Origin of the sequence: Frankia sp. CeD (genome assembly GCF_000732115.1) — a bacterium.
GTDB classification, from domain to species: domain Bacteria; phylum Actinomycetota; class Actinomycetes; order Frankiales; family Frankiaceae; genus Frankia; species Frankia casuarinae.
Genome location: NZ_JPGU01000022.1, coordinates 24,240 through 36,748, shown reverse-complemented (window position 1 = coordinate 36,748; position 12,509 = coordinate 24,240). Strand labels below are relative to the sequence as shown.

Sequence of the window (12,509 nt, the reverse complement as noted above, 5' to 3'; positions counted from 1 at the left end):
CGTCGACGGCATCTCGCCGCCCACCCGATCTTCGGTGACCGAGAGAAACCTGACCGAAAGGCCAGCAATGCCCCCGCAGACGACCGTCCTCCCGTACCGGACGCCCCACACCGCGCCCTCCCGTGCGGCGTCCGTTCCGGCGGCGTCCCTTCCACGACCGTCCCGGCCGAGACCGTCCCTGCCGAGACCGTCCCTGCCCGCGACGGCGCCCACGCACACGCCCGACGCCGGCCTCCGGACCGGCCAGTGGGAGATCGCGCCGCCGCCCCAGCGCGGGGTGTGGGTCGACCGCACCGCCTGGCTCGCCACCGTTGACGGCCGGACCCTGCAGCTGACCTACCTGGAGTTCGAGGTACTGGACTTCTTCGTCCGCCATCCCGGGCAGGCGTACAGCCGGGAGGCACTGCTCTGCTCGGTCTGGGGCCATCAGGTCGACGACGAGTCGGCTCCCGACATCCGCACGGTGGATGTCCTGGTGACGCGGCTGCGGCGCAAGCTCGGCCCGGAGCACCGGGACCGCATCGAGACCATCCGCCGCGTGGGCTACCGCTACCGCCCGGCGGATCCCTCGACCGACGGTTGACCGCCGACGAGGTCCCAGACCGTCTCCGCCCGGTAGGTGGGGGATGATCCGGACTCGCCGCCGCCCGAGCTGCTCATCAGGATGAGCCGCTCGACGCTCCAGGGCAGCGGTGGGACATCGGCACGCAACAGCTCGACGAGCGGTTCCAGTGCTCGCCCGCGTCCGTTCGGCACCCGGGCGAGTGTCAGATGTGCGCGCAACGGACGGGTGTTCCGGCGGGCCGCCCCGGCACGCTCGGCGGCCCGCCGGACCCCGACCGCCAGCGCCGTCAGGCGTGGGCTGGCTCGCGAGCCTGCCACGTCACCGGCGGCCGCGGCGGCGGCCGCGGCAATGCCGTCGACGGATGCGTCCGCGGTCACCGGCGGTGGCTGCCGCACCGCGGTCCACAGCACCCGATCGCCGAACCGTCCGCCGCCGACCGTCTCGACGGCGAACGGGCCGTGCCGGCGTGCCACCCGCGCCAGTCTCACGCCGAGCTCGGCGCGCCGGTCGTCCGGCACCGGCCCGAGGAAGGCGAACGTGACGTGCCACTGGTCCGGCGTGGTCCAGCGCAGATCCGCCGCCGCGGCGCGCGTCCTGCGCACGGCCGCGAGCAGCGCCTCGGCGACCTCGGGGGGTGGGACGGCCGCCACGAACAGTCTGGTTGCCAGCTCAACCTCCCTGGAACGACAGGCTCCCTCTCCCTGGGACGAGACGACAGTCTCCCTGGGACGAGACGAACAGTGCGGCACGGACCTGCTCCGGGCTCGGATGGCGAGCGCTCGGCCTCCGATCGGTTCTCGGCGACAATCGGGTTGACCGGCGACCCTCGCCACCGGACGGGGAGCACTATCAATGCTGTGACGACGCTCCCCGATCTGGTGCCGCCGCGCGATCCCGCCCTTTCTCAGGCCTGGCGGGAGCTGCGGCGCGTCGTGCGTCGGCGGCAGCCGGACCTGCCCCTCGCGATGGCCCTGGTCACCGACGGCTCGGACAGCACTACCGCCGAGGTGCTGCGCGATGCCGGGGTCGACGTCGTCGGTCTCCTCGCCCCGGAGCCGCTGGAGTCCCTGGCCTGGGCCGCCGAGGCGGGTGTCCGACGGGCGTACGCCGATCTGCTCACCTTGCTCTCGGACGACATCGAGGCGGTCTGCGTGGAGATGCCGCCGCCCGCCTCCGACATCGTCGCCCGGCAAGCGGCCGAGATCGGCCTGCACGTGCTCCTGGCCGGGCCGGCGACCGTCGAGGCCGAGGCCCTGCGCGCGGTCGCCGACCTCGCCGAGGAGGGTGATCTCGCCCACGTGGTCGCGCTCGACGGGCGGGCCTGGCCGGCTGCCACCCACGTCGCGGCGACCGTTCCCTCCCTGGGCCGGCTCACCCAGATGACCGTGGTGGGCGCGCCGAACGGGCCCGCCGGGCGAGTCGAGATCATCGATCTGGCGATGCGCTGGTGCGGCGAGATCCTCGCGGTCTGCGCCGATCCGGCCGCGATGCCCGCCCCGGCGCTCACCCCGGACGCACCGGTGACGCTGGCCCTGCTGGCGGCGAGCGGCGCGACGGTCCTGATCAACGAGCAGATGGGCGGGAACCTCGGCACAGCCACCCTCACGGTATGCGGCGACTCCGGACGCATCGTCGTCCGGGGCCGTCTGGTCCGCCGCCAGGACGGCAGCGGCATCCGGGATCTGATGATGCCGACCGTGCCGACCTCCCGGCCGGGGCTGATGGAGGCCACCTACGACGTGGTGCGTGCCACCGAACTCGACGACGCCCGGCTGGTCCGCGGCGCCACCTTCCACGACCTGCTCACCGCGAACCACCTGATGGCCGCCGCGCAGACCTCCCATCAGCAGGGCGGTTGGGTGGAGCTCTGAACGGCGGTCGGAACGATGCTCGGATCGGCGGGCAGCCTACGAGCCGGCAAGCGCGTCCAGGATCGGTGCGGCGCGGTTCAGCGCGGCGATCTCCTCGAGTGAGAGCTCGGCCAGCCGATCGGTCAGCCATTCGTCCCGGCGCCGACGGTCGTCCTCGAGCAGGGCTCGACCCGCCTCGGTCACCTCGGCGATCACCTGACGGCCGTCGGTGGGATGCGGCCGGCGCTCGACGAGCCCGGTGACGGCCAGATGCGCGATCACCCGGGTCATCGACGGCGGCTGGACGCGCTCGNGGGCGGCGATCTCCCCGAGCGTCATGGGGCCGTGCCGCTCCAGCGTGGCAAGCGCGGAGGTCTGCGTGGGGGTGAGCCGGCTCGACCGCTCCTGGCGCATGCGCCGGGAAAGCCGCATCACCGACAGGCGCAGCGCGGACGCGAGTTCGGCCTCACGTGCCGTCTCGGTCTCCATCTCACGACGGTACTCGTTAGCGACACTCAGAAACGAATGACATTCTGGTGAACCGCCGAAAACAGCAGGAGGTGGGCCGGCCACCCCCCAGCGGCAGCCGACCCACCACCACAGGCGGCCTCTCGCGAGCTCCGGCCCCGAAGGCTCGACCCCGAAGACCCGGCCCCGAAGGCCCGGTCCCCGAGGGACACCGACCCGTTTCTCCCAGCCTCCACCTTCGATGCCACCGCTGGCTTCGGGGGCAGCTCCAGAGTTCTTCGGGGGGTTGCCGCCGGGAGATTAGGGGGGAACCCTCGAAACCCCCGGTCGCCATGTGCGACGCTTGTTCGGTGAGATTCCGGCTACATACGGTGGATTGAGGTGCCTCATCCGCGTGTACCCCGCCGGCTGGCCGCCTGCGCCGCCCGCCACCGCTCATGGTGCTTCGGCATCGGGGGTGTGGCCACCACGGCCGGAACGGTCGCCTGCCAGTGGCCGGCATTCTCCGACAACCCGGTGACGGCGGGCATCAACGTCTCGGTGGCGCTCACCTTCGTCCTCACCGGAGTGCTGCTGAACGGTGAGGACGCGTTGGGCAGCGCCACCGGAGCCATGATCTTCAGTGGTCTGCTGTGGGCACTGACCTGGACCGTGGCGTGGGACGAGGGTCCGTCGGCTTTCATCTCCACGTTCGCCTACACGCATTTCTGGGTCTGTCTCGGCTGGGGCGCGCTGCGATATCCGGTCGGGCGACTGCAGAGCAACCGCGAGCGCGCCCTGCTGGCGAGCGCCGTCCTCCTCATCCCGGTGGCAAACCTGGGACTGGTCGGCATCTCCGACCCGACCTGGTTCGGATATTCCCGAAATGTCTGGTGGTATGGCTCGCCGATCGACCGGGATGCCTTCGAGGAGATCATCTGGGTCCTCGACAGCCTGACCCTCGTGCTGGCCGCGGCCTTTTTTTGGGTCGTCCGCGTGCGGCTGCGCCGCTACTCCGCGCTCGNCCGCCGGATCTTCGGACCGGTCGCCATCGCGCTGCTGGTCGCGTTCACCCTCGCCGCCACGGTCAACATCTTCGTCTGCAACCCCAGCGGAGCCTACGTCCCGCCGGCCTTCATCCTCATCGCGCTCGCGCTGCTGACCATCCCCCTGGCCTTCGCCGCGGCAGGCGTACGCCGCCAGCTCGCCCGCGCCCGCATCGCCCAGATCCTGGCGACGCTGCCGATGCCACCGACGGTCCCGGCCGTACGGGACATCCTGCGTACGGCTCTGCACGACGACTCCGCCGAGCTCTTCCTATGGATGCCGCAGGAGCGGCGGCACGTCGACGCCGACGGCGCCACGGCCNCCCCGCCCCGCCCCGGAGCCGGCCGGCTGCTCGTGCCGGTGACGACCTCGTCGGGCGCGCCACTGGCGCTGATCTCCGCCACCGCCGCCCAGGAGCGCAACCGCGACCTGGTCACGGTCGCCCTGCAGGCCAGCGCCATGGCGCTGGAGAACGCCCGGCTGCACGCCGCCGTGGCCGCGCAGTTGGACGCCGTACGCGCCTCCCGGGCCCGCATCGTGGAGGCCGGCCTGATCGAACGGCGCCGCCTCGAGCGCGATCTGCACGACGGCGTCCAGCAACGGCTGCTGGCCCTCGCCACCAGACTGGGACTCGCCCGGACAAAGACCTCCGACCCCGATACGATCTCTGCCATCGAAGCCGCTCGCGAGGATCTGCATCATGCTCTCCAGGACCTGCGCAGTCTGGCCCGGGGAATCCACCCGGCCATGCTGAGTCAGGGTGGGCTGCGCCCAGCCCTGGAGGTGGTGATCGAGCCCCTCCCCGTCAAGGTCGAGTTCGACANCCCGACCGTCCGGTTCGAGCCGATCCTGGAGGCCGGCGCCTACTACACGATCTGCGAGGCGCTGACGAACACGGTCAAACACGCCGGGGCGGCCCAGGTCCGGGTGACGGTCCGGTGCGTGGACGGCGGCATCCTGATCGAAGTCACCGATGACGGTAAGGGCGGTGCCGTCGTGGTCGAGGGTGGCGGGCTCGCGGGTCTCACGGATCGGGTNCGTGCGCTCGGCGGCGACCTGAGCATCGTCAGCCCGTCCGGCGGCGGCACCCGGCTGACTGCGAGCATCCCGTGCGGGTAGCCGTCGCGGACGACTCGGCCCTGTTCCGCGAGGGGCTGGCCATGCTGCTGGCCGCCGCGGGAGTCGAGGTCGTCGCGCAGGCCGGGACTGCGGACGAGATCATCGACCAGCTCGCCGGCAACCGGCCCGACGCCGTCATCCTGGACATCCGGATGCCTCCGACGTTCACCGACGAGGGGCTGATAGCGGCCGAGACGATACGTGCGGCCCATCCCGCGATGGGCATCCTGGTGCTGTCCACGTACGCCGAGACGCCGTACGCGCTGCGGCTGCTGGGCGACGGGGGCGGCGGCATCGGATATCTGCTCAAGGACCGGGTGGACGACATCACCGCGCTGCACGACGCGTTACGCAGGGTGGTCAGCGGCCGGCTCGTCGTCGACGAGGAAGTCATCGCCGGCCTGTTGGCCCATCGCCGGCGGGCCGACGAACTGGAACGCCTCACCGCCAGGGAGCGGGCCGTGCTCCGGCACATGGCCGAGGGACGATCGAACCAGGGCATCGGCGCCAAACTCCATCTGGCGCCGAAGACCGTCGAGAACCACGTAGCCAACGTCTTCACAAAGCTGCGGATGCCGGCCTCCGCGGACGACAACCGTCGGGTGCTGGCCGTGCTCGCCTGGCTCCGAGCCACCGGCGGCGAGGCCGGCGGCGAGGACCGCTCCTCGCTCTGCGAGGAGCGGTCCACCCGGTTGGGCGAGCCGCGGTGACCATCGAAGCGTGATTCCAACCCCGAGCGCAGCCACGGGAGACTCTGTCCCACCGGGGGTGGTGTAGCACACGTGGGACGGAGCTCACCGATCACGGGCATGTGCAGGCACGAACGGCCAAACTTGGGAACAACCATGTGAGCCAGCGAACCGGCGTGAGCGCTCCGTACCCGGACGCGCGCCCCGACTTGGGCTAGTGCCGTCATTGCGGCACCGCCACAGCGAGAGGAGCCCGGCGTGTCCGAGCAGGTCAGCACACTGACCGTCACCGACAACCGCACCGGAAAAACGTATGAGATACCGGTTACGGACGGCGCGGTACGTGCGAGTGCGTTTCGCTCGATCAAAACGAGCGACGACGACTTCGGGCTGATGACGTACGACCCCGCCTTCACGAACACGGCGAGCTGTAGGAGTGCGATCACCTACATCGACGGTGACGCCGGCATCCTGCGCTACCGCGGCTATCCGATCCAGGAGCTGGCGGAGAAGAGCAGCTTCCTCGAGGTCGCCTACCTGCTCCTCGCCGGCGAGCTTCCCTCCGCCGAGGAGCTGTCGACCTGGGAAGACGAGATCACCCATCACACCCTGGTCCATGAGTCGATCAAGAAGTTCATCGACGGCTTCCACCACGACGCGCACCCGATGGGCATGCTGGTCTCCACGGTAGGTGCGCTGTCGACCTTCTACCCGGACGCCAAGACGATCGACGACCCGGGGCTGCGCCGGCTGCAGATCGTCCGCCTGATCGCCAAGATCACGACATTGGCGGCGTTCTCCTACCGGCACTCGGTCGGTTTCCCGTACGTCTACCCGGACAACGACCTGTCCTACGCCGGCAACTTCCTCAACATGATGTGGAAGGCCACCGAGCTCAAGTACGAGCCGGACCCCAACCTGGAGCACGCCCTCGACGTGCTGTTCATCCTGCACGCCGACCACGAGCAGAACTGCTCGGCCAACGCGATGCGCGCGGTCGGCAGCTCGCAGGCGGACCCGTTCTCGGCGGCCGCCGCCGCGATCTCCGCGCTCTACGGTCCGCTGCACGGTGGCGCCAACGAGCAGGTGCTGCGGATGCTCTCGGAGATCGGGTCGGTCGAGAACATCCCCGCCTTCATCGCCCAGGTGAAGGACGGCAAGAAGAAGCTGATGGGCTTCGGCCACCGGGTCTACAAGAACTACGACCCGCGGGCCCGGGTGATCCGTCAGGTCGCCGACGAGGTCTTCAAGGTCACCGGCACGAACCCGTTCCTCGACCTGGCCATGGAGCTGGAGCGGATCGCGCTGGAGGACGAGTACTTCGTCGCGCGCAAGCTCTACCCAAACGTCGACTTCTACACCGGCATCATCTACCAGGCGATGGGCTTCCCGGTAGAGATGTTCCCGGTGCTGTTCGCCATCNGCCGGATGCCGGGATGGCTGGCGCAGTGGGAGGAGGGTCTACTCGACCCCGAGCAGAAGATCGCCCGACCGCGCCAGCTGTACATCGGCTACGACCAGCGGTCGTATGTCCCGATAGACGACCGTAGCGGGGTCGGGGNCAGCGGGATCGACCCGATCGCGGCCCAGGCGGCCCAGGCGGCACCGGAGCGCCCGCTGCGCTGACCGGATGCGGCCCCACCGGGGCCGCGGCGTCTCCCGCGGCCCCGGCCCTTGTGGTTGGCCGGCGGCTCCCGCCGGTTCCCGGCGCCTACAGGTGCTCGACCACCTACAGGTGCTCGACCACGTAGTCGATGCTCGTGGTGAGCGCCTCGACGTCGGCCGGCTCGACCGCCGGGAAGCAGGCCACCCGCAGCTGGTTGCGGCCGAGCTTGCGGTAGGGCTCGACGTCGACGACACCGTTGGCGCGCAGCACCTTGGCCACGGCGGCGGCGTCCACCCCCTCGAAGTCGACCGTCACGACGACCTGTGAACGCGCGGCCGGGTCGGCGACGAACGGTGTCGCGTAGGAGGTCTTCTCGGCCCAGGTGTAGAGNATGGACGACGATTCCGCGGTCCTCCGCACGCACCAGTCCAGCCCGCCCTGGGCGAGCATCCACTCGATCTGGTCGGCGAACAGGAACAGCGTCGCGACTGCCGGGGTGTTGTAGGTCTGGTCCTTGGAGCTGTTGTCCCGGGCCGTGGTGAGATCGAGGAACGGCGGGATCCACCGGTCCGTCGCGGCGATCTCGGCGAGCCGGTCGATCGCCGCCGGGGACACGAGCGCCGCCCACAGGCCGCCGTCGGAGGCAAAGCTCTTCTGCGGCGCGAAGTAGTAGACGTCCACCTCGCGCACGTCGACCGGCAGCCCGCCGGCCCCCGAGGTGGCGTCGACCAGGTGCAGGGCGCCGTCGTCCGCACCCACCGGCCGGCGGACCGGACGGGCGACACCGGTCGAGGTCTCGTTGTGCGGAGTGGCGTAGACGTCGATGCCCGCCTCCGGCGCCCAGTCCGGATGCGTACCGGGCGGCGAGGAGATCACCGACGGCGCGGCCAGGAACGGCGCGCCCTTCGTCGTGTCGGCGAACTTGCCCCCGAACTCGCCGAAGACGAGGTGCTGGGAGCGGGTCCGGACGAGGTTGAAGGCTGCCGCGTCCCAGAAGGCGGTGGCGCCGCCGATCCCGAGCACGACCTCGTAGCCCTCGGGCAGGGAGAACAGCTCGGACAGGCCTGCCCGCACCCGGCCGACCAGGCTCTTGACCGGCTTCTGCCGGTGTGAGGTGCCGAGGTAGGTCGCCCCGCTCGTGGCGAGGGCCTCGACCGCCTCGGGACGGATCTTCGACGGGCCACAGCCGAACCGGCCGTCCCGGGGACGCAGCCGGTCGGGCAGCACGATCGCGGGAGCGTCAGCCACGGCTGACCCCCGGCAGAACGTCACCGAGCGGGCGCGGAGCGGGGCCCACGTACCGCGCGGACGGGCGGATCAGCCGCCCGGTGCGTTGTTGTTCCAGGATGTGGGCACTCCAGCCGGCGGTGCGGGCACAGGTGAACATGGACGTGAACATATGGGCCGGCACCTCGGCGAAGTCCAGCACCACCGCCGACCAGAACTCGACGTTGGTCCGCAGCGGGCGANCCGGGAACCGATTGGTCAGCTCCTCGATCGCGGCGGCCTCCAGCGCCTCCGCCACCTCGTAGCGGGTCGAGCCCAGGTCACGAGCGGTCCGGCGCAGCACCCGGGCCCGCGGGTCCTCGGCGCGGTACACCCGGTGCCCGAAGCCCATCAGGCGCTCCTTGCGGTCCAGGGCGCGGCGGACGTAGCCGAGGGGGTCGCCGGTGCGCTCGACCTCGTCGAGCATCGCGAGCACCCGGGACGGAGCACCGCCGTGCAGCGGACCGGACAGCGCACCGACGGCAGCCGACAGCGCCGCCGAGGCGTCCGCGCCGGTCGAGGCGACCACCCGGGCGGTGAACGTCGAGGCGTTCATGCCGTGCTCGGCGGCCGAGACCCAGTAGGCGTCCACGGCCTGGACGTGCCTGGGATCCGGTTCACCACGCCAACGGATCATGAACCGCTCGGTTATCGTCCGGGCCCGGTCAACCTCCTTCTGCGGCACCGCCGGCTGACCAAGGCCCCGCGCGGACTGGGCGACGAACGACAACGCCACGACCGATGCCCGGGCAAGATCGTCCCGTGCCTGCTCCGGGGTGATGTCGATCAGCTGGCCCAGGCCCCAGTAGGGCGCGAGCATCGCGAGCGCGCTCTGCACGTCCACCCGGATGTCACCGGAGTGCACCGGGACCGGAAAGGGCTCGGCCGGCGGCAGTCCGGGCTCGAACGCCCCGTCGACCAGCAGCCCCCAGACGTGGCCGTAGTCGACCTTGCCAACAAGGTCTTCGATGTCGACGCCGCGGTAACGCAGCGCGCTACCTTCCCTGTCCGGCTCGGCGATCTCCGTCTCGAAGGCGATCACACCTTCCAGACCGGGCTTGAAATCGCTTGTTTTCTCGGCCATCGAGTCCGGATCTCCGCTTCTGTCTCTTGGTCCCACCGGTTCTGTCTCTATGGTCCCGCCGGCGGCCCGTCCGCGTCCTGCTTCGTCGGTGCTGCTTCGTCGGTGCTGCCTGCTTCGTCGGTGCTGCTCCGTCCGATCCTGCCGTGAGGCCTCCCAGCGCGCCAGGGCGCAGGTGCCCCGCGATGCTCCATCCAACCCTTATCTGGGGCCGACCGCGCACAGACCGACGCACCGGGCAACGCGAAACCCATAAAATATGACGTAAGTCACAGCAGTTTTATCTATCATATTACTATTTATACGAATATGCCGAAAGTCGTGAATGGAAAGTTTGGTCAACTGAGATCATTCCGCGCTACGGTCGGGCCTCGTGCCTGGAACGCCTGACCGGCGGCAGTCACGCAGCGCGAACACGACGGGAGGATCATGGCGTTCGTCTTCATCAGTCATCGCGCAGCGGACATCGCACCCGCCGAACGGTTGGGCCGGGCGATCGGCGCGGCGGGGCACGCGGTGCACCTGGACCGTTGGGAGATACGCATCGGCGACACCGTGTCCATGTTCATGAATGAGACGCTCGCCGTCGCCGACTTTCTCGTGCTCGGATACTCAACGTTGGGAATCCACACGCCGTGGATCGTCCAGGAATGGCTGCCCGCGCTGGCCGATGATCTCGCCGCTCGCGGTATCACCCTGCTACCAGCATTGTTGTCGGGGTCGTCGGGCGGCGACGCGCCATATCGGCTGGCCGGCCGACGGTGCACCNACCTCACGGTTCGCTGGGACCTCGGCGTCCGCGAGATCCTGGCCGAGCTCTCCTGACCGGGACGACGGACCCTGGCCCGGCGGGATCACTCTCGGGGCCGTCCCGCTGGGGTGCGCGGCCTGCCTGGCAGGATCGGGGCGTGGCCCCAGCCTCCGCTGCCGACGAGCCGCCGGTGGGCGGTCCGGACCCGGACGTCCCCGATCTGGACGTCCCCGATCCCGCCCTGCTCCGCCAGGGCTACCGCGCCGGTCGTCTGGAGCCGGAGCATCTCGCGCCGACCTGGGTCGAACAGTTCGCCGCCTGGTTCATCGACGCGGCCACCCCCGGGGTAGGCGTTCCGGAGGCCAACGCGGCCGTGTTCGCGACGGCATCCGCCGCTGGGCGGCCCAGTGCCAGGACCGTGCTGCTCAAGGGGTTCGACCAGCGGGGCTTCGTGATCTACACGAACTACGCCTCGCGCAAGGGCCGTGAGGCCACCGAGAACCCCTTCGGCTCGCTGGTCTTCCCCTGGTACGCCCTCGAGCGCCAAGTCGTCGTCATCGGATCGATCGAGCGCGTGAGCCGGGCCGAGACGGAACGCTACTTCCAGTCGCGTCCGCATGGTTCGCAGCTCGGCGCCTGGGCCAGCCACCAGTCGACGATCATCGAGTCCCGTACGGTGCTCGACGACCGCGCCGCCGAGCTCGCGGCCCGTTGGCCCGAGGGCACCCGGGTGCCGACACCGGAGTTCTGGGGTGGGCTACGCATCGTGCCGGACACCGTGGAGTTCTGGCAGGGCCGCGCGGACCGGCTGCACGACCGGCTGCGGTACCGGCGGGTGTCGGTACCGGCCGACGGCGGCGGCACGGACTCCCTCGCCGTCGCCGACCCGGACGCCACCGGTGTCCGGGTCGGCGATGCGGGCGGCGGCGATGCGGGCGGCGGCGTCCCGACCGCGGCCGAAGATCTCTGGGTCGTCGAACGCCTCGCCCCTTGAAGTCTCGCCGATCTTGGGAGAACTTTGGCTGAGGGCGCGTACACAAATCCACAGGTGCCGGCTCCGGTGGCTCTGGCTGGGCCCCGTCCTCGCATCGAGAAGACCCTGCCTTCTGGGCGCTCTCCGTTGTAGCTGTGACTACTGTTCTCGTTCCCGTGCTACTGGTCCACGGCACCGGACAACGAAATGCTGACGCGAGTGAACTGAGGTGCGGCCCGTTTCTCGGACACCAGCAAGATCATCCGTAACTCGTAGCTGCGGGACCTCATCCAGGACCACCTCGCCATACGGTGGAGGCCGGAGCAGATCTGCCAGGCTCTGCGGGCACGGTTCCCCGGGCTCCAGTGTGTTGAGCTGGTGGCCGTTTGATCCTGCCGCCTGGGCGTGTGAGGGCGGGGCCGGGAAAGCAGTGATCAGGACGCCGGTCAGGTCAGGAATCTGGCCTAAACCGCGGAGAACAAAGGGATTTTCGTTGGTCTTCTCGTCGACGTCGACCTGTGTCAGGAGCACGCCGCAGGCGTGGGCGAGGCCTTCGGGCAGGTGCACGTGGCGGCTGCCGTGCTGGGGGCGCATCGTCGTTCCATCTNCCGTGAGCACGCGCCGTACCCGGCCCGCCCGCCATGTCGGGCNGTGTGGGGCGGCGTCGAGGGCCGCCAGTGAGCCTGGATCCAGGCTTCGGCAGCTCTTTCCAACGCCGCCCGGTGCGGGCGTCCCGGGCCCATTCCCCTTCCCTGTCGAACATGAAGTGTCGAGAACTCCATGATCGACAAAGGGGTCGCGCCCGTCCTCCGTCCCTCTTCGACCCAACAGTTCCGCTACGCCGGACCCGGCCCGCCGGGGACGAACGGCGCGTTGCTACCTTCTTGGCTGCAATCGCTCCTGCCCGCAATCAACGTGCTCGGCACACGTCGAGGAGACGGATTTATGCGTATCACCAGAATGCGTGCCGCGGTGGCCGGCGTTCTCGGCATGGCGACCATCGCACTGGCCTCCCCGGCGCTCGCCGAAACTCCGGAACCGTCGCCCACCGCCATCGCGACGGCCACGGCCGCCGTCACCCAGTCGAGTCCGTCCCCCCTCGTCTCCGACNNNNC

Annotated in this window: 11 protein-coding genes and 1 pseudogene (1 of these 12 only partly in view); 8 read left to right on the top strand and 4 right to left on the bottom strand. The window is 70.1% G+C overall.

Annotation, left to right across the window (positions count from 1 at the left end; all coding sequences use genetic code 11):
- Positions 1-67: 67 nt before the first annotated feature.
- Entirely contained in the window at positions 68-583 is a 516-nt protein-coding gene (locus CED_RS13195) for a winged helix-turn-helix domain-containing protein (RefSeq protein WP_011434565.1), read from the top strand.
- Here CED_RS13195 and CED_RS13190 read toward each other — a convergent pair.
- Positions 550-1,215 carry a 2'-5' RNA ligase family protein gene (locus CED_RS13190; RefSeq protein ID WP_049760797.1) on the bottom strand — a complete coding sequence of 222 codons (666 nt, stop codon included), beginning with the start codon at positions 1,213-1,215 and terminating at the stop codon, positions 550-552. The two genes, CED_RS13195 and CED_RS13190, sit on opposite strands and share 34 nt — an antisense overlap.
- A 207-nt stretch (positions 1,216-1,422) precedes the next feature.
- Here CED_RS13190 and CED_RS13185 point away from each other — a divergent pair, with 207 nt between their 5' ends.
- Positions 1,423-2,436 carry a Gfo/Idh/MocA family oxidoreductase gene (locus tag CED_RS13185; protein WP_023840617.1) on the top strand — a complete coding sequence of 338 codons (1,014 nt, stop codon included), beginning with the start codon at positions 1,423-1,425 and terminating at the stop codon, positions 2,434-2,436.
- A 36-nt stretch (positions 2,437-2,472) separates the two neighbouring features.
- On the opposite strand, the gene CED_RS13180 is transcribed toward CED_RS13185, so the two are convergent.
- Positions 2,473-2,904 (bottom strand): MarR family transcriptional regulator, encoded by a 432-nt coding sequence (locus CED_RS13180; RefSeq protein WP_035910964.1) that lies wholly within the window; start codon positions 2,902-2,904, stop codon positions 2,473-2,475.
- 360 nt (positions 2,905-3,264) lie between these two features.
- Between CED_RS13180 and CED_RS13175 the strand changes: the two genes are divergently transcribed.
- The 3 genes from CED_RS13175 (at position 3,265) to CED_RS13165 (ending at position 7,343) form a co-directional block, all read left to right on the top strand.
- On the top strand, positions 3,265-5,028 hold the full coding sequence (locus CED_RS13175) for a histidine kinase (protein ID WP_035910961.1): 1,764 nt from the start codon (positions 3,265-3,267) through the stop codon (positions 5,026-5,028).
- On the top strand, positions 5,019-5,738 hold the full coding sequence (locus CED_RS13170) for a response regulator transcription factor (protein WP_011434560.1): 720 nt from the start codon (positions 5,019-5,021) through the stop codon (positions 5,736-5,738). Before CED_RS13175 ends, CED_RS13170 begins: the two co-directional genes overlap by 10 nt.
- A gap of 237 nt (positions 5,739-5,975) precedes the next feature.
- Positions 5,976-7,343 (top strand): citrate synthase, encoded by a 1,368-nt coding sequence (locus CED_RS13165; RefSeq protein WP_063613434.1) that lies wholly within the window; start codon positions 5,976-5,978, stop codon positions 7,341-7,343.
- A gap of 103 nt (positions 7,344-7,446) precedes the next feature.
- Here the strand turns inward: CED_RS13165 and serC are convergent, their stop codons facing one another.
- Together serC and CED_RS13155 are read right to left on the bottom strand one after the other, a co-directional pair.
- Positions 7,447-8,571: a phosphoserine transaminase gene (gene serC / locus CED_RS13160; RefSeq protein WP_035910958.1), complete on the bottom strand. Its 1,125-nt coding sequence runs from the start codon at positions 8,569-8,571 to the stop codon at positions 7,447-7,449.
- On the bottom strand, positions 8,564-9,673 hold the full coding sequence (locus CED_RS13155) for a citrate synthase 2 (protein ID WP_035910955.1): 1,110 nt from the start codon (positions 9,671-9,673) through the stop codon (positions 8,564-8,566). Before CED_RS13155 ends, serC begins: the two co-directional genes overlap by 8 nt.
- Positions 9,674-10,099: 426 nt before the next feature.
- On the opposite strand from CED_RS13155, the gene CED_RS13150 reads away from it, so the two are divergent.
- The 3 genes and pseudogenes from CED_RS13150 to CED_RS13140 form a co-directional block, all read left to right on the top strand.
- Positions 10,100-10,495, top strand: coding sequence for a toll/interleukin-1 receptor domain-containing protein (locus CED_RS13150; RefSeq protein WP_035910952.1), 396 nt, complete (start codon positions 10,100-10,102; stop codon positions 10,493-10,495).
- A 116-nt stretch (positions 10,496-10,611) separates the two neighbouring features.
- Positions 10,612-11,415, top strand: coding sequence for a pyridoxamine 5'-phosphate oxidase (pdxH, locus tag CED_RS13145; RefSeq protein WP_035729252.1), 804 nt, complete (start codon positions 10,612-10,614; stop codon positions 11,413-11,415).
- 924 nt (positions 11,416-12,339) lie between these two features.
- Positions 12,340-12,509: pseudogene (locus tag CED_RS13140) on the top strand (hypothetical protein); it runs 631 nt beyond the window's last position.